Annotated in this window: 16 protein-coding genes; 9 read left to right on the forward strand and 7 right to left on the reverse strand. The window is 69.4% G+C overall.

The features are described from left to right. Window positions 1-3 precede the first annotated feature (3 nt). Both LZ199_RS08280 and trhA read right to left on the reverse strand, forming a co-directional pair. Complete coding sequence (locus tag LZ199_RS08280) at window positions 4-615, reverse strand: CGNR zinc finger domain-containing protein (protein ID WP_253993108.1); 612 nt, start codon at window positions 613-615, stop codon at window positions 4-6. Between the two features lie 134 nt (window positions 616-749). After that, window positions 750-1,424 carry a PAQR family membrane homeostasis protein TrhA gene (gene trhA / locus LZ199_RS08285; RefSeq protein WP_253993109.1) on the reverse strand — a complete coding sequence of 225 codons (675 nt, stop codon included), beginning with the start codon at window positions 1,422-1,424 and terminating at the stop codon, window positions 750-752. A gap of 520 nt (window positions 1,425-1,944) precedes the next feature. On the opposite strand from trhA, the gene LZ199_RS08290 reads away from it, so the two are divergent. Then, window positions 1,945-2,637: an STAS domain-containing protein gene (locus LZ199_RS08290; RefSeq protein ID WP_253993110.1), complete on the forward strand. Its 693-nt coding sequence runs from the start codon at window positions 1,945-1,947 to the stop codon at window positions 2,635-2,637. A gap of 280 nt (window positions 2,638-2,917) precedes the next feature. Continuing rightward, a complete protein-coding gene (locus LZ199_RS08295; RefSeq protein ID WP_253993111.1) occupies window positions 2,918-3,265 on the forward strand; it encodes a hypothetical protein in 348 nt (115 codons plus the stop codon). A gap of 63 nt (window positions 3,266-3,328) precedes the next feature. On the opposite strand, the gene LZ199_RS08300 is transcribed toward LZ199_RS08295, so the two are convergent. After that, window positions 3,329-3,745 (reverse strand): DoxX family protein, encoded by a 417-nt coding sequence (locus tag LZ199_RS08300; protein ID WP_253993112.1) that lies wholly within the window; start codon window positions 3,743-3,745, stop codon window positions 3,329-3,331. A gap of 106 nt (window positions 3,746-3,851) precedes the next feature. Between LZ199_RS08300 and LZ199_RS08305 the strand changes: the two genes are divergently transcribed. Continuing rightward, window positions 3,852-4,280 (forward strand): winged helix-turn-helix transcriptional regulator, encoded by a 429-nt coding sequence (locus LZ199_RS08305; protein ID WP_253993113.1) that lies wholly within the window; start codon window positions 3,852-3,854, stop codon window positions 4,278-4,280. Between the two features lie 5 nt (window positions 4,281-4,285). Here LZ199_RS08305 and radA read toward each other — a convergent pair whose 3' ends face one another. Further along, window positions 4,286-5,647 (reverse strand): DNA repair protein RadA, encoded by a 1,362-nt coding sequence (gene radA / locus LZ199_RS08310; RefSeq protein ID WP_253993114.1) that lies wholly within the window; start codon window positions 5,645-5,647, stop codon window positions 4,286-4,288. A 222-nt stretch (window positions 5,648-5,869) separates the two neighbouring features. Between radA and LZ199_RS08315 the strand changes: the two genes are divergently transcribed. From LZ199_RS08315 to LZ199_RS08340, 6 genes are all read left to right on the forward strand, one after another. Continuing rightward, window positions 5,870-6,136, forward strand: coding sequence for a GlsB/YeaQ/YmgE family stress response membrane protein (locus LZ199_RS08315; protein ID WP_253993115.1), 267 nt, complete (start codon window positions 5,870-5,872; stop codon window positions 6,134-6,136). A 170-nt stretch (window positions 6,137-6,306) separates the two neighbouring features. After that, entirely contained in the window at window positions 6,307-7,341 is a 1,035-nt protein-coding gene (gene bioB / locus LZ199_RS08320) for a biotin synthase BioB (RefSeq protein WP_253993116.1), read from the forward strand. Between the two features lie 38 nt (window positions 7,342-7,379). Further along, window positions 7,380-8,561 (forward strand): 8-amino-7-oxononanoate synthase, encoded by a 1,182-nt coding sequence (bioF, locus tag LZ199_RS08325; protein ID WP_253993398.1) that lies wholly within the window; start codon window positions 7,380-7,382, stop codon window positions 8,559-8,561. A 143-nt stretch (window positions 8,562-8,704) separates the two neighbouring features. Next, window positions 8,705-9,379 carry a dethiobiotin synthase gene (gene bioD, locus LZ199_RS08330; protein ID WP_253993117.1) on the forward strand — a complete coding sequence of 225 codons (675 nt, stop codon included), beginning with the start codon at window positions 8,705-8,707 and terminating at the stop codon, window positions 9,377-9,379. 131 nt (window positions 9,380-9,510) lie between these two features. Further along, window positions 9,511-9,789 (forward strand): hypothetical protein, encoded by a 279-nt coding sequence (locus LZ199_RS08335; RefSeq protein ID WP_141647132.1) that lies wholly within the window; start codon window positions 9,511-9,513, stop codon window positions 9,787-9,789. Then, window positions 9,786-10,952: a pyridoxal phosphate-dependent aminotransferase gene (locus LZ199_RS08340; RefSeq protein ID WP_253993118.1), complete on the forward strand. Its 1,167-nt coding sequence runs from the start codon at window positions 9,786-9,788 to the stop codon at window positions 10,950-10,952. The genes LZ199_RS08335 and LZ199_RS08340 overlap by 4 nt, the downstream gene beginning before the upstream one ends. A gap of 14 nt (window positions 10,953-10,966) precedes the next feature. Here the strand turns inward: LZ199_RS08340 and LZ199_RS08345 are convergent, their stop codons facing one another. From LZ199_RS08345 to LZ199_RS08355, 3 genes are all read right to left on the reverse strand, one after another. Then, on the reverse strand, window positions 10,967-12,400 hold the full coding sequence (locus LZ199_RS08345; protein WP_253993119.1) for an ABC transporter substrate-binding protein: 1,434 nt from the start codon (window positions 12,398-12,400) through the stop codon (window positions 10,967-10,969). Next, the gene (locus LZ199_RS08350; protein WP_253993120.1) at window positions 12,400-13,221 is read right to left on the reverse strand and encodes a tetratricopeptide repeat protein; all 822 of its coding nucleotides are present in this window, start codon (window positions 13,219-13,221) and stop codon (window positions 12,400-12,402) included. The genes LZ199_RS08345 and LZ199_RS08350 overlap by 1 nt, the downstream gene beginning before the upstream one ends. A 144-nt stretch (window positions 13,222-13,365) precedes the next feature. Then, window positions 13,366-15,159, reverse strand: a complete 1,794-nt coding sequence (locus LZ199_RS08355; RefSeq protein WP_256568931.1) for a phosphoenolpyruvate carboxykinase (GTP) — start codon at window positions 15,157-15,159, stop codon at window positions 13,366-13,368. Between the last annotated feature and the right edge of the window lie 165 nt (window positions 15,160-15,324).

The following is a 15,324-nucleotide window of genomic DNA, read 5'->3' on the forward strand; positions in this document are numbered from 1 at the left end:
GGACTAGCGGTCGTCCGCGCGCTGACGTCGACGGAACTCGGCCACCTTCGCCTTGTTTCCGCAGCCCGACATGGAGCACCAGCGGCGCTGACCGGAGCGCGAGGTGTCGACGAAGAGCAGGGCACAGCCGTCCTGCGAGCAGTTGCGGATGCGCTCCGCGAAGGGCCCACCCAGCAGCTCCGCGGCGTCGCGCGCCACCGCCGCGAGCTGTCCCCTCACGCCCGCGCCCGTCCACAGGATTCCGCGAGGTCCCAGTTGCGGCGCCGGGGGCGGCTCGGCGGCCCAGCGGTTGAGGATGGCGCGGTCCCTGGCGGAGAAGCTCTCGCCCCGCGTTCGCGCCAGGGCGAGCCGGTAGATGGCCTCGCGCAGCTCGCGCGCCTGCGCCAGCTCCTCCGGCGTGGACTCCTGCGTCTGCGTGGACAGCCCCGAGGCCCACAGCCACCGCCCCAGGTCCGCGGGCGACTGGAGCAAATCCTGCGGCGAGTCCTTGAGCCGCCCGGCCACGGTGGCCGACAAGTCCAGCGACAGCCGCCCCCCGCGGAACTTGAATCCGTCCCTCAGCTCACCCTTCGGAACAGGAGGATGAGCGGGAGCGGGGCGATGCCTGGCAGCCATGGGGACCTCGGTGAAGTTCGAAACCACATTGAGAAGTTACCTGGAACGAGCGCGGAAGCACGCTCGAAGTAGGTGACGTGACAACGAGGTTCCAGCGACTCACCGAGCAGGTTCACGATGCGTCTGACAAGCTTTCAGCGGTTCCACAGGAAGTCGATGAGCACGGCGTAGTGCGTGCTGGCTCCGGCGATGACGAGCAGGTGGAACACCTCGTGGTAGCCGAAGACGGAGGGGTGGGGGTCCGGCCACTTGCGTGCGTAGACGACCGCGCCCACGGCGTAGAGGGCGCCGCCGAAGAGGAGCCACGAGGCGCGCTCGGCGCCAATCACGCCGGGCAGGCGCAGCATCACCGGGGCCGCCAGGGTGCCGAGGACGGTGTAGAGCACGGAGCGAAGCCCGCGCGGCCCGGAGATGCCGAACAGCGAGAGGCCCGCGCCGGTGAGCGCGCAGGCCCACATCACCCAGAGCAGATACTCCGTCCAGGCCCCAGGCGCATCGAGTGTGGCCAGCGGCGTGAAGGTCCCCGCGATGAGCAGGTAGATGGCCGCATGGTCCAGCCGGCGCAGGCGCTGGTACGCGACGGGCCCCCAGGTCGGCACGTGATAGGTCGCGCTGGTGCCGAACATCAGCACCAGGGAGAGGCCGAAGACCCAGTCGGCGAGCTGCTGGGTGCCCTGGGCCGGGGCGATGGCGAGCACGAAGCAGCCGCACAGCGCGGCCAGGAACGCCAGGGCGTGGGACACGCCTCGCAGCCGGGGCTTGACGTCCGCCAGGAGGGCGCGAGTTCCGGGTGGGTCGATGGACTCCATGCCTCCGTCCTAGTCACGGCACGTCATCGCCGCGTCAGCGCGCGAGGCGTCACGTCAGCCCGTGGACGGGGCCCCCGCCCCAAGCGTCGACTGTTCCGCAATCGTGTGACAGCAGGTGCCCGTGAGCGGACAGGTCGGCTCCGGCGCGGACGTGCGCCGTCGTGTCCCGGCGGTGGCGTCACGTCACCCGCCGGTGGTGCGGCCCCCGGGCTCGAGCGCGCGCGGGCTCTGCCTGTGTCGGGGTTTCACGGGGGCTTGATATGGAATTGAAAGGCGAGCGCTCGGTCGTCCGCAAGGGAATGTGTGTCTTTTGTGAGGAATTGCCAAGGTGCGCCCGGGCTCACCGTGTTTGCGGGCATGTCTGGCTCCGAGCGGTGTAGGCGGTGAATCCAGTGTTTCATCCGGGTCTGGGTCCACCCATTTGAAGCCATGTGAGGAGTTGGGCATATCCTCTGAGAAGTCCCGGTATCGGGCCGTTCACGCCGCGCTCCCTGACACACGGCCCGGGCCTGCTTGCCCCATGAATCAGTCGCAACCTCAGTCCCAGGTCATCGAAGTCAACCTCGAGCGGCTCGAGCGCATCCGAGACGTGCTGGCGATGATTTCGCTCGGGGAGTTCAACCCGGACCAGCACCTCATCCCGCTGGAGAACGATGATGGGTTCTCCTCGTTCGAGGAGACCATCAACCTCTTCGCGCGCCAGCTCCACGCGTCCGTGAAGGAGAACGAGCAGTCCATCCAGAAGCTCGACATCGCGCGGCGCGAGCTGGAGGAGAAGCTCTCCACCATCGAGAGGCAGCGGCTGGCCATCCGGGACTTGTCCACGCCCATCATCGAGCTGTGGGAGGACGTGCTGACGCTCCCCATCGTCGGCGTGGTGGACACGCAGCGCTCACTGGAGATGACGGAGCGGCTCTTGCACCGCATCTCCCAGGGCAAGGCCCGCTGCGCCATCATCGACATCACCGGCGTGGAGGTGGTGGACACCTCCACCGCGAACCACTTCGTGAAGATGGTCAACGCCGCCCGCCTGCTCGGCACCTACTGCGTCGTCACGGGCATCAGCCCCGTCATCGCGCAGACGCTGACGCAGATTGGCGTGGACCTGCGGGACGTGAAGACGCTCGGCAGCCTGCGCGACGGGCTGAAGGAGTGCTTCCTGTATCTGCGCAACCACACCGCCCACCGTGCCTTCGAAAGCAGCGGTCGGTAGGGCTTGAACCCCTTCAGGAACCTTCATCCCCCATGTCCCAAGTTTCCTACGAGCCCGGCATCACCGTCTCGGGCCTGAGCGTCGTCTCCATCGTGGAGGCCATCCAGTCCTTCTCCGTCCTGGTGAATGCCCTCCTGGATGTGATGAAGGTCCCGGTGCGCGGCGCCGAGGTGAGCGCGCCATCGAGCCGCACGCCTGGTACCCGCTGGAGGACTATCTCCAGGCGTACAAGAAGATCGACACCCTGCTCGGCGGTCGCGGCCTGGAGAAGGTCGGGTCGATGATTCCGAAGAACGCCGTCTTCCCGCCGGACATCACCGACATCCACAAGGCCCTGGCCTCCATCGACGTGGCCTTCCACATGAACCACCGGAAGAACGGCAGGGACATGTTCAATCCGGCCACCGGCGAGATGCTGGAGGGCATTGGCCACTACGCGTACACGCCCATTTCCGGCAAGAACGAGGGCTATGTGGTGTGTGGCAATCCCTATCCCTGTCGGTTCGACCAGGGGCTCGTCAAGGGCATGGCCCAGCGCTTCATGCCCCACGCGACGGTGACGCACGACCCGACCCACGGCTGTCGACAGAAGGGCGCGGCGTCCTGCACCTTCGTCGTCACCTGGTAGCCAGGGCGGCTTGTGTCGTACGGCTCGCGCCCCTTCGAGGCGGAAGGGGCGCGAAAGAGGGCCTCAGGACAGGCGGCGCAGGGGAAGCAGCGCCCGCAGGCGCGCGTCCCGCAGGAACAGGGCGCCCCAGGCGACGATGCCCATGATGACGGGCGCGATGAACGGGTCCGAGACGCGCACGTGTGTCGCCGTGGCGCCACCCAGGTAGCCGGTGACGAGGATGGCGCCGAGCACGGCCGTCTGGGGCACCGCGTAGAGCAGCGCGCAGAGGATTTCGACGACGCCGATGGTGAAGATGACCGACGCGGGGTAGCCGAAGCGCTCGAAGCCCTGGACGACTTCGGGCGACTGGCCCAGCTTGGACACGGCGCTGAAGGCAAGCGCCGCGACGATGAGTCCGGAGAGGACACGGCCCAGCCAGACGGACCAGTGCGTGGAGGTGGTGGGAGTGGACGTGGCGGTGGGGGAGGTGGTCGTCATGGGGATGTCCCTGAAAGGGGAGTGGGTTCCGAAAGGGGCGTCGGTTACAACTCGTAACCGGCCTACCACTAACGGGCCCCGGATTTCCCCACAAGGAGGCACATCCATGTCACCAGGGTCCCCCAAGCCCGTGGAGCCCGCCCCGAGGCCCGACCCGAGGTCGGAGCCCTGCCTGGCCGTCCGGGATGTCCTCACCCGGGTGGGCGACAAGTGGAGCGTCCAGGTGGTGGGCAGCCTGGGGGACGGGCCGCTGCGCTTCAGCGACTTGAAGCGGGCCATCGAGGGCATCTCCCAGCGCATGCTGACGCTCACCGTGCGCGGCCTGGAGCGCGACGGGCTCATCACCCGCACCGTCCACCCCACGGTGCCGCCTCGGGTGGAGTACGCCCTGACGCCGCTCGGCCGGACGCTGCTGGGGCCCGTCCAGGTGTTGGGCCAGTGGGCCGTCCAGCACCGCGAACAAATCCAGGCGTCGCGCGGCAGCTACGACGCGCGCCCGGAGCCCACGCCCTTCTCCGTGGCGCGCAAGAAGTAGCGTGCTCAGTCGAACATGGCCCGGAGCGCGTCACCCAGCGTCTCCACGCCCACCACCTTCAGCTTGGTGCCCTCCAGGCGGCGGGCGCTGCCCGCGGGCATCACCACGCGCTGGAAGCCCATCTTCGCGGCCTCCACCAGCCGGGGCTCCATCTGCCCCACCGCGCGCACCTCGCCCGCCAGGCCCACTTCTCCCAGCACCAGCGTGTGCGGGTCCAACGGCCGGTTCTGGAGGCTGCTCACCAGCGCGGCGCAGACGGCCAAATCGCACGCGGGCTCGTTGAGCTGCATGCCGCCCGCCACGTTGACGAAGAGGTCGCAGCCCACCAGCGGAATCTCCTCCTTCTTCTCCAGCACCGCGGCCAGCAGCGCCACCCGGTTGCCGTCCACGCCGATGGCGGTGCGCCGCGCGGTGCCGTAGCCCGTGGGCGCCACCAGCGCCTGCACCTCCACCAGCAGGGGGCGGGTGCCGTTGAGCGTGCTGGTGACGACGCTGCCGGACTTGCCCACGGGGCGCTCGGACAGGAAGAGGGCGGACGGGTCCGACACTTCCACCAGCCCCGCGCCCTTCATCTCGAAGACGCCAATCTCGTTGGTGGAGCCGAAGCGGTTCTTGTGCGCGCGCAGGATTCGGAAGGGGTGGCCGCGCTCGCCCTCGAAGTAGAGGACGGTGTCCACCATGTGCTCCAGCACGCGGGGGCCGGCGATGGAGCCTTCCTTCGTCACGTGGCCCACGATGAACGTCGGCACGCCCGTGCGCTTGGCGTAGGCCATCAGCCGACCGGCGACTTCGCGCACCTGGGTGATGCTGCCCGGCGCGTTGCCCAGCTCCGGCAGGTACATGGTCTGGATGGAGTCCACCACGAGCGCCTGGGGCCTGAGCGCCTCGGTGGCCGCCAGCACCCGGTCCGCGTCCGTCTCCGCGAACAGGTGGATGGCGTCTGCCTCCACGCGCAGCCGCTCCGCGCGCATCTTCGTCTGGCGCAGGCTCTCTTCACCTGACACGTAGAGCACGGGGCCATGGCGGGCCAGCCTGTCCAGCGCGGCCAGCAGCAGCGTGGACTTGCCGATGCCCGGGTCTCCGCCCAGGAGCACCAGGGAGCCGCTCACCACGCCCCCGCCCAGCACGCGGTCGAACTCGGCGATGCCGGTGCGGCGACGCACCTCCGTCTCGCCGGTGACCTCCTTGAGCAGCACGGGCTTCGCCGCGCCACCAGAGGCTCCCCACGCGGGGCGCTTCTCGTCCTGCTTCGCCCCGGCCTCCTCGAGCAGCGAGCTCCACGCGCCGCAGTCCGGGCACTTCCCCAGCCACTTCGCCGTCTGATACCCGCAAGCCTGGCAGGTGTAGTGCGTCTTCGCCTTCGCCATGGGTGGGGTGTGTAGCGCACTACCCTGACGTTCCGGCGGGCTGTCGAGCAGGCACGACAGGTGAGCAGGCAGGCACGGTGTCAAGGTTCATGCCAGCGAGTTGTACGAAAGGGAGGGGCGACCCAGCTTCATTCCCACGGGCGGCGCGGAGACGCGCTGGCTCACAACAGCCAGGTGGGCGCCACTCCGTGCGCCCCCTTCAACACTCACAGTGAGGTCGTCATGGGGATCATCGCTTTCCTGGTCATTGGCCTTCTCGCCGGTTTGATTGCTCGCGCCCTGATGCCGGGGAACCAGTCCATGGGGCTCGTCGCCACCACGCTGCTGGGCATCGTCGGCTCCTTCGTGGGCGGCTTCATCGGCTCGCTCTTCCGCAGTGACGGCCGCGTCTTCGACCTGCACCCGACGGGTCTGCTGTTCTCCGTGCTGGGTGCCCTCGCCGTGTTGTTCCTGGTGGGGCTGGCCGGTCGACGCCGCGTCCACGTCTGAAGCACCCCTTCCCGATAGGGGAGGGTTCCTGGCCGGCGCCCCGGGTCTCCCGTGGGCGCCGGTCGTTTTTTCAGAGGGAGGAAGGGAAGTCGTCAACCTGTCCGCGCTGAAGCGTTGACAAGTTTCGGCGGTCCGCGCAGCTTCGCGCTCCTCACGATTTCGAGGAGCCCATGTCCGACACCGCCGCCGCCAGCGAGTCCTTTCACGGCCATGCCCACATCGCCGCGCCCGCGCCCGAAGGCGTCGCCGTGCGGCATGACTGGGAGCTGGCCGAGGTTCGCGCCATCTACTCCATGCCGCTGTTGGACCTGGTGCACCGCGCGCAGACGGTCCACCGCGCCGTGTTCACGGACAACAAGGTGCAGCTCTGCTCCCTGCTGTCCATCAAGACGGGCGGCTGCTCGGAGGACTGCGCGTACTGCCCGCAGGCGGCCCGCTACAAGACGGGCGTGAAGGCGGAGAAGTTGATGGCGGTGCCGGAGGTCCTGGCCGCCGCGAAGAAGGCGCGCTCCGCCGGAGCCACGCGCTTCTGCATGGGCGCCGCGTGGCGCGAGGTGAAGGACGGCGCGCAGTTCGACAGCGTGCTGGAAATGGTGAAGGGCGTGCGCGCCATGGGCATGGAGGCGTGCGCCACGCTGGGCATGCTCACCGACAGCCAGGCGAAGCGGCTGAAGGAGGCGGGCCTGTCCGCGTACAACCACAACCTGGACACCTCGCCCGAGCACTACGGCGACATCATCTCCACCCGGCTCTACGATGATCGCCTGCGGACGCTGGGGCGCGTGCGCGAGGCGGGCATCTCCGTGTGCTGCGGCGGCATCATCGGCCTGGGCGAGTCCGTGGATGATCGCTGCAACCTGCTGCGCACGCTGGCCAACCAGGACCACCACCCGGAGTCGGTGCCCGTCAACGCGCTGGTGGCCGTGGAGGGGACGCCCCTGGCGGAGCAGCCCCGCGTGGACACGGTGGACATGGTGCGCACCATCGCCACCGCCCGCATCCTGATGCCGCAGTCCATGGTGCGCCTGTCCGCGGGCCGCCAGCAGATGAACGAAGAGGCGCAGCTGATGTGCATGATGGCGGGCGCCAACTCGCTGTTCTTCGGCGAGAAGCTGCTCACCACCGGCAACCCCGAGTACACCCAGGACATGGCCCTCTTGGAGAAGGCGGGCATCCGCCCCCTGGAGCCGAGGCAAGAGGGGTAGGGCGGCGCTCCGTGAGTGAGGTGAAGCAGGCGGCTCCGGTGTTGGACGAGGTGGCCTCCACCTGGGCCCGGGAGGACCTGGCGGCGCTCCAGGCGCGTGGCTTGCGTCGGTACCTGGAGCCGTTGGACTCGCCGCAGGGGCCGGTGGTGCGGGTGGGTGGCGAACTGCTCGTCAACTTCTCGTCGAACGACTACCTGGGGCTGGCGGCCTCCGCTTCCGTGAGGGCCGCCGCCGTCGCCGCGGTGGAGCGCTACGGGCTGGGCACCGGGGCCAGCCGGCTGGTGGTGGGTGACACCACCGTGCATCACCGGCTGGAGGCGCGGCTGGCGGCCTTCGAGCGGGCCGAGGCCGTGCTGCTCTTCAACAGCGGCTATGCGGCGAACACCGGCATCCTTCCCGCGCTGGTGGGGCCGGGAGACGCGGTGTTCTCCGATGCGCTCAACCACGCCTCGCTGGTGGATGGCTGCCGGCTGTCGCGAGCGCGTGTCGTCGTCTACCCGCACGCGGATGTGGAGGCGCTGACGAAGGCGCTGGCGGAGACGCCCGCGCGGCGCAAGCTCGTCGTCACGGACACGGTGTTCTCCATGGATGGGGACGTGGCGCCGCTGCGCGAGATTGTCGAGGCATGTCGGGCGCACGGGGCCGCGCTGATGGTGGACGAGGCGCATGCCACCGGGGTGCTGGGCGCGCGGGGCGCGGGGCTGTGCGAGGAGCTGGGGCTGGAGGACCAGGTCGACCTGCGCATGGGCACGCTCAGCAAGGCGCTGGGAGGGCAGGGCGCTTACGTGGCGACGTCGCGCGTGGTGGCGGACCTGCTCATCAGCCGGGCGCGGCCGTTCATCTATTCCACGGCGCTGCCGGCGGCGATGTGCGCGGCGGCGGAGGCCGCGGTGGAGGCCGTGGAGAAGGACCCGGCGCTCCGCGAGCGGCTGTGGCGCAACATCCGGCGCTTCTCGGACGGGCTGCGTGCCATGGGGCTGCGCGCGGAGCCTCGCAGCGCGGTGTTCCCGGTGGTGCTTGGCGGGCCCGAGAGAGCGATGGAGGCCGCGAGGAAGCTGCGCGAGGCGGGGGTGCTGGTGAAGGCCATCCGCCCGCCCACGGTGCCCGAGGGGACGAGCCGGCTGCGCTTCTGTCTGTCGGCCGAGCACATCCTGGGCCATGTGGACCTGGCGCTGGAGTCGCTGCGCCACGTGGGAGTGCACGAGCGTGGCGAGGAGTAGGTCCGCGGAGGCTCGTGCTGGTGGAGTCGCCGCGCCACCTGGAGAGTGCACCAGGGGGCGAGGAGCAGGTCCTCCCGTCACGCGCACCGGTGACCGTTGCACCACACCGCTCGTCGGTCGCTGATCCAAGAACGGAGCACGTCATGTCCAAGCCGTTCCAGATTTTCGTCACCGGTACCGACACGGGCGTCGGCAAGACGCAGACGTCGCGGGCCCTGCTGTCCCTCCTCGTCGACGCGGGCCTCGGCCCCGAGGGCTTCAAGCCCTACGAGAGCGGCTGTGCCTCCCTGAAGGCCCCCTCCGATGCGCTCACGCTGCGCGAGGCCGCGCGGAGCACGCTCCCCCTGGACGTCCTCTGTCCCCACCGCTTCCGCGCCCCCGTTGCGCCAGGCGTGGCCGCCGCGCGCCTGGGCCGGGAGCCGGACTGGAACGTCACCCTGGCCGCCTGGGCGCGCCTGAAGCACGGGCCCGCTGTGGTGGAGGGGGCGGGCGGCCTCTTCGTCCCGCTCGACTCCCGTCACGACGTCATCGACCTCATCCAGGCCCTGCGCCTGCCGGTGCTGCTGGTGGCACGCGCCGGGTTGGGCACGCTCAACCACACCGCGCTGTCGCTCCAGGCGCTTGAAGCCCGCCGCATTCCCGTGCGCGCGGTGCTGCTGTCTCGCGGTTCCCAAGAACGGGACGCTTCCGAGCGCGACAACCGCGCGCTGCTGGAGGCGCGGCACTCGGTTCCGGTGCTCGGCCCGGTGCCGTTCGAGGCCGACGCACGACGCCGGCACGCCGCGTTCCGCCGCGCCCTGCGCCCTCTGGTGCCGTGAGCGCGGAGGCCGAGAATTCGGCCTCCCGCGCGTTCCGCCTTCCCCGCGAGTGCTACAGGTCGCGCAAGTTTTCGGGTGACGCGGCAGTGAATTGGACGCGCCGTTTTTTCCGCGCGAGAACGCCTTCACGAATGGCGGACATCATCGACCTCACGTTCCTCGCGGACGTCCGACGCTTCTTCCACAAGCTCCTCGACCAGAGAGGGTTGTCCTACTTCCTCCAGAAGGACGGGGCCCGGCTGTTCCACATCGAGCCTACGAAGGTAGAGCTCGTCCTCCGCACCGCCCTGCGAGCCAGGGACCCGGAGCTTCCCAGGCCTCATGACAAGGCCATTGAACATTGCAGGAAGGAAGTGCGCCGCGAGCTCATCCGCCGCGTCGCCAACGCCATGCTCCAGACGGGGCTGTGAGTCGCTTCTCCTTCCGCACCGACTTCTCCCGCACCCCCAATCCCCTGGCGGAGGCGCTCGCTCGACACCGCGGCCTCTCTCCGCTGGACCTCACCGTTTCAAACCCCACCCGCGTGGGGCTCCCGGCGCCCGACGCCGGACTGCTCCACCCTCCCGGCGCGCTGGACTACGCGCCGGAAGCGCTCGGCCTCCCCTCGGCTCGCGAGGCGGTGGCCGCACACCTCTCCTCCCGGGGGCCTGTCATCTCCCCCGGGCACCTGGTGCTGTCCGCCAGCACCAGTGAGTCGTACGGCTGGCTCTTCAAGCTCTTGTGCGAGCCCGGTGACGATGTCCTCGTCCCGGCCCCCTGCTACCCCCTCTTCGAGCACCTGGCCCGCCTGGAGGGCGTCGGCACGCGTCCGTACCGCCTGCCGCTGGCGCACGGCTTCGGCCTGGACGCGGGCGCCGTGGAGGCCGCGCTCGGTCCGCGCACCCGCGCCGTGCTCGTCGTCAATCCCGGCAACCCCACCGGCCACTTCCTGCACGAAGGAGAGCTGGCCGCGCTCGCGGACGTCTGCGCGCGCCACGGCCTGGCCCTCCTCTGCGACGAGGTGTTCTCCGACTACGGCTGGGACTCAGCGCCTCACCGCGTGGCCAGCGTGGCGGGGCGGAAGCTGCCCATGCTCACCTTCAGCCTCTCCGGCCTCTCCAAGGTCGCGGGCCTGCCTGGCCTGAAGCTGGGCTGGACTCACGTGGGAGGCCCCGCCGCCGCGCGTGACGAGGCCCTGGCGCGCCTGGAGTGGGTGGCGGACACGTACCTGTCCGTGGGCACGCCCGTACAGCTCGCCCTGCCCGCGCTGCTCGCGCACGCCCCCCGCTTCCAGGAGGCCCTGCTGGAGCGCGTGAGGGACAACCGCCGCCGCCTCGTCGCCGCGCGTCCTCCGGGCGCACCGTGGGACGTCGTCCCGGCGCAGGGTGGGTGGAGCGCGGTGCTGCGGATTCCGAGGGCGCCGGGTGAGGAGGCGACGTGCCTTGCGCTCCTGGACGCGGGCGTGCTCGCGCAGCCCGGCTACTTCTACGACTTCGACTCGGGGGCGTTCCTGGTGCTGTCCCTCCTGCCGCCGCCCGAGGTGTTCTCCGCCGCCCTGGCCCCGCTCACGCGGGTGCTGGGGGCGGCGGAGTAGCGCTCAACCGAGGCTCAGGTCTCCGTCGGAGTGATGAGCTCCACCGTCTTGAAGGTGCCGCCCTCGACGCGGAACAGCTCGTACTCGGACGGGGCCTCGCCGGTGGCGTCGAAGTCCAGCGCGCCGCTGGCGCCCTGCACGTTGATGACCTTGCCGGTGCTGACCTCGTTGCGCGCGTCGGTGAAGCGGCTGAAGCCCAGGGGGTAGGTGGTGGCCGGGGTGCCCGCAGGCGGCGTCAGCTTCGACAGGCCCACGGCGATGCGGTCTCCGGTGATGGGCTGCGGGTTGTTGACGTCCGCCCCCGCGGCGTAGGCCGCACCCAGCGCGACGAGGTACATGGCGTCGTACGCGTGCGCGGTGAAGGAGAACTGGCCCGGGTCGGTGTTGTTGTTGGCCGAGCGGAAGCGCTCCTTGAAGGTGTTGTACACGGTGTCGCCCGTACGGGCCTGCGCGGGAGAGGTGCCGTAGGCGCCCTCAATCTGGGTGCGCGCCGTTCCCAGCGCCGTGAAGAGGCCCGAGTCCTTGCTGGCATCCGTGAAGAAGTAGATCTGCCCCGTGCGACCCCGGCTCACGGCCTGGCTGATGATCTTGGCGTTGTCCTCGGAGAAGCCCGCCATCACCGCCACGTCGGGCTTCGTGTCGACGACGCGGGTCACCGCGGCGCTCACGTCCCCGTTGCGCTGGTACGGCGCGGACGACGTCACCCGGTCGGTGCCCAGCCGGTTGAGAATCGTGTCGAACAGGCCCTGGCCGTAGGCGTCGTCCACGTAGACCAGGCTCACACTGCTCACGGCGGCGAAGGGCCGGGTGTCGTCGGCCAGCGGCATGGCGTTGCGCACCAGGTCGGCGATGATGCGGCCCTGGAGCCGGTCCGAGGGCGCCGTTCGCCACACCAGGCCCACGTCGCCGGACGCCGCCGTCTTGTCGCTCAGGTTGGCGATGTCCGCGCTGGTGGAGGTGTGCGTCATCAGCAGCACGTTGTTGGCGATGGTGACGCTGCTGACGGCGATGGTCTGCGCGCTGCCGGAGGTGAAGACGACCGGCACCTTCTTCTCCGTCACCAGCCACTCCGCCTGCGTCTTGGCCCGCGCCGGGTCGGAGCGGGTGTCGCAGATGAGGAGGTTGAAGCTCCGGCCGCCAATGCCCTCGCGCTGGTTGATCTCAGTGATGGCCAGCTTGATGGCGTTGAGCGCCTGGACCTCCGACTCGTCCGGGCCCCCGGAGTTCGTCAGGGGCAGCGCCGCGCCCAGGAGGATGGGGTTGCCCGTGGTGGGCCCCACCACCTCGCCGCAGCCCTCCGGCTGGGGCAGGCAGAAGCCCGACGCCGAGCAGACCTGATTGGTGTCGCAGTCCGCGCTCGACTCACACTCGGTGAGGCCGCTCGCGGTGGTGAAGCTGCAGCCGGCCAGGAGCGCCGCGCAGCACGTCATGAGTCCCAGGGTCTTCATCAGAAGCTGACCTCCAGGCCCGCGCCGGTTCCGCGAGGCGCCAGCGTCAGCCGGACCTCGCCCTCCACGGGGGGGCCGTCTTTCGGATACAGGATGATGGCGGTGATGGCGCCGGCCAGGCCCACGCCGAAGCCGATGTCCGCGAGCAGCGCCTTGCTCTTGGTGCTGTCCGCGAAGCTCTGCTTCGTGTCCTCCGTGCGCGCCGCGTCGAACTTCTCGCGCTCGCTGGACGCCTGCATGCCGAAGAGCACGCCCGCGCCCACGCCCAGCACCGCCACGCCGCCCACGGCGAACGCGGCGATCTTCTGCCGCTGGTAGGACTTCATGGCCCGAGCGAGCTCGGCCTGCCGCTGCCGCTCGTTCTCCTCCTCCGCGCGCTTCGTCGCCAGCTGCTCCTCGTCCGCGCGGCGCCGGGCCGCCTCGGCCTCCTCCTGGAGCTTCTGGCGCTCGGCGTCCGCGGACGCCTGGGCCTGGTTCTCCTTGTCGAGCAGGAGCCGCAGCTTGTCGATGCTGCGCGCGCTGCGCTTGAGCAGCGCCGGGTCCGTGCCCTCGGTGTTGCCGACGTACTGCTGGTACCAGGAGAGGGCCTCCTTCAAGTCGCCGGCGTTCTCCAGCGCCACGGCGATGTTGAAGATGAGGCGCGGGTTGGGCTGGGCCTCGTGGGCCTTCTTCAGCACCTCCGCCGCTTCGGCGTACTTGCCTGCCTGGTAGAGCCGCTCGCCATCCTTGATGAGGGCCGCTGGATTCTTGGCGCCGCGCTGGGCGAGCGCCACCGGGGGCGACAGCACGAGTGCCGCCGACAAAACGAAGACCAGTCTCATGATGGACACAAGCCTATCGCGGAGCCGGCCGTCGGTCGAAGAGGGGGACCTCACTCTTCGTGAAACGAGCCGGGGCCGCTCCTACCCGGTGAATGGGTCAGCGAGCGGCCCCGACAGGTGCTTCAGGACGCTACAGGCGGGAGACTAGTGCTCCAGCCGCGAAATCAGCAGCTTGCGCTGGAGCGTCAGGGCCTCCGGGGCCTTGGTGCCCAGCTGCTCGAAGAAGACCTCCTGGCTCTTCAGCTCGGTCTTCCACTCGTCCTCCTTGATGGAGGTGGCCTCCGCGATGACGTCCGCGGGGACATCCAGGCCCTTGAGGTTGAGGCCCTCGTCGGCGCGCGGCACCCAGCCCAGCAGCGTCTCCTTCGTGGGGACGCGGCCGTGCACGCGGTTCACCACCCACTCCAGCACGCGCATGTTGTCGCCGAAGCCCGGCCACAGGAACTTGCCGTTCTTGTCCTGCCGGAACCAGTTCACCTGGAAGATCTTGGGGAGCTGGGGAATGGTCTTCTGCATGTCCAGCCAGTGCTGGAGGTAGTCGCCCATGTGGTAGCCGCAGAAGGGCAGCATGGCCATGGGGTCGCGGCGCACCACGCCCACCTTGCCGGTGGCCGCGGCCGTCGTCTCGCTGCCCATCGTCGCGCCCAGGAACACGCCGTGGGTCCAGTTGAAGGCCTGGATGACGAGCGGAACCGTGGTGGAGCGACGGCCGCCGAAGATGAGGGCGGAGATGGGCACGCCCGTCGGGTCATTGGCCTTGGGGCTCAGCGCCGGGTTGTTGGACATGGGCGCGGTGAAGCGGCTGTTGGGGTGCGCCGCCTTCTCGGGGCTGCCCTTCTTCCAGGGGCGGCCCTGCCAGTCCGTGAGCTCCTCCGGGACTTCGCCGTCCTTGCCCTCCCACCACACGTCGCCGTCGGCCGTCATGGCCACGTTCGTGAAGAGGGTGTCCTTGGAGATGGTCTCCATGGCGTTGGGGTTCGTCTTGTAGTTGGTGCCGGGGACGACGCCGAAGTAGCCGGCCTCCGGGTTGATGGCGTACAGGCGGCCATCCGGGCCCGGGCGCATCCAGGCGATGTCGTCTCCGACGGTCTCGATCTTCCAGCCCTTGTACTCGGCGGGCGGAATCATCATCGCGAAGTTCGTCTTGCCGCAGGCGGACGGGAAGGCGGCGGCGACGTAGGTCGTCTCGCCCTTGGGGCTCGTCACGCCGAGGATGAGCATGTGCTCGGCCAGCCAACCCTCTTCGCGGCCCAGGTAGCTGCCGATGCGCAGCGCGAGGCATTTCTTGCCCAGCAGCACGTTGCCGCCATAGCCCGAGCCGAAGCTCCAGATGGTGTTGTCCTGGGGGAAGTGGCAGATGTAGCGGCGGTCCGGATTCACGTCGCCGGTGCTGTGCAGGCCGCGGTTGAAGTCGTCGCTGTCGCCCAGCATGTCCAGCGCCTGCTTACCCATGCGCGCCATGATGCGCATGTTGAGCACCACGTAGACGCTGTCGGTCAGCTCCACGCCAATCTTGGTGAAGGGGCTGCCGATGGGGCCCATGGCGTAGGGCACCACGTACATGGTGCGGCCCTTCATGCTGCCGGTGAAGTGCTGCTCCAGCTTCGTGTACGCCTCTTCCGGCTCCATCCAGTTGTTGGTGGGGCCCGCGTCCGTCTTGTTGGGCGTACAGATGAACGTGAGGTGCTCCACGCGCGCCACGTCGTTCGGGTTGGAGCGGTGCAGATAGCAGCCCGGCCGCTTCTCCTGGTTCAGCGGGATGAGGATGCCCTCATCCACGGCCTGCTTCGTGAACCGCTGCTTCTCCTCCTCGGAGCCGTCGCACCAGACGATGTTGTCCGGCTGGGTCATCTTGGCCATCTCGGCCACCCAGGCCAGCAGCGTGGGGTTCTTCGTGGGGGCCTCTGAGGCCGCCGCCGCCACTTGCGTTGAAGCCATGGAAGTTTCCTTGTGTTGTCTCAAGAGAGGGGACTCCCGGTCCTGGTGAAAAAGGTCGAGCACCCTACCAGCGGGAGAGACGACAAAACTTCTGGAAGGGGCGCCCAAATGCAACTGGCGTCCGGCAGTCAACCGCCCCTCCAGGCAGGGCTCTACTAATTCCAC

It is taken from the genome of Myxococcus qinghaiensis (assembly GCF_024198215.1).
Lineage (GTDB): Bacteria > Myxococcota > Myxococcia > Myxococcales > Myxococcaceae > Myxococcus > Myxococcus qinghaiensis.

Bases quoted from the DNA above. Each gene is read 5' to 3' on its own strand.
- LZ199_RS08305 (WP_253993113.1), top strand. From the start codon at position 3,852: ATGTCACCAGGGTCCCCCAAGCCCGTGGAGCCCGCCCCGAGGCCCGAC.
- trhA (WP_253993109.1), bottom strand. From the start codon at position 1,424: ATGGAGTCCATCGACCCACCCGGAACTCGCGCCCTCCTGGCGGACGTC.
- LZ199_RS08295 (WP_253993111.1), top strand. From the start codon at position 2,918: ATGATTCCGAAGAACGCCGTCTTCCCGCCGGACATCACCGACATCCAC.
- radA (WP_253993114.1), bottom strand. From the start codon at position 5,647: ATGGCGAAGGCGAAGACGCACTACACCTGCCAGGCTTGCGGGTATCAG.
- LZ199_RS08290 (WP_253993110.1), top strand. From the start codon at position 1,945: ATGAATCAGTCGCAACCTCAGTCCCAGGTCATCGAAGTCAACCTCGAG.
- bioB (WP_253993116.1), top strand. From the start codon at position 6,307: ATGTCCGACACCGCCGCCGCCAGCGAGTCCTTTCACGGCCATGCCCAC.
- LZ199_RS08355 (WP_256568931.1), bottom strand. From the start codon at position 15,159: ATGGCTTCAACGCAAGTGGCGGCGGCGGCCTCAGAGGCCCCCACGAAG.
- LZ199_RS08335 (WP_141647132.1), top strand. From the start codon at position 9,511: ATGGCGGACATCATCGACCTCACGTTCCTCGCGGACGTCCGACGCTTC.
- LZ199_RS08315 (WP_253993115.1), top strand. From the start codon at position 5,870: ATGGGGATCATCGCTTTCCTGGTCATTGGCCTTCTCGCCGGTTTGATT.
- LZ199_RS08350 (WP_253993120.1), bottom strand. From the start codon at position 13,221: ATGAGACTGGTCTTCGTTTTGTCGGCGGCACTCGTGCTGTCGCCCCCG.
- LZ199_RS08345 (WP_253993119.1), bottom strand. From the start codon at position 12,400: ATGAAGACCCTGGGACTCATGACGTGCTGCGCGGCGCTCCTGGCCGGC.
- LZ199_RS08280 (WP_253993108.1), bottom strand. From the start codon at position 615: ATGGCTGCCAGGCATCGCCCCGCTCCCGCTCATCCTCCTGTTCCGAAG.
- bioD (WP_253993117.1), top strand. From the start codon at position 8,705: ATGTCCAAGCCGTTCCAGATTTTCGTCACCGGTACCGACACGGGCGTC.
- LZ199_RS08300 (WP_253993112.1), bottom strand. From the start codon at position 3,745: ATGACGACCACCTCCCCCACCGCCACGTCCACTCCCACCACCTCCACG.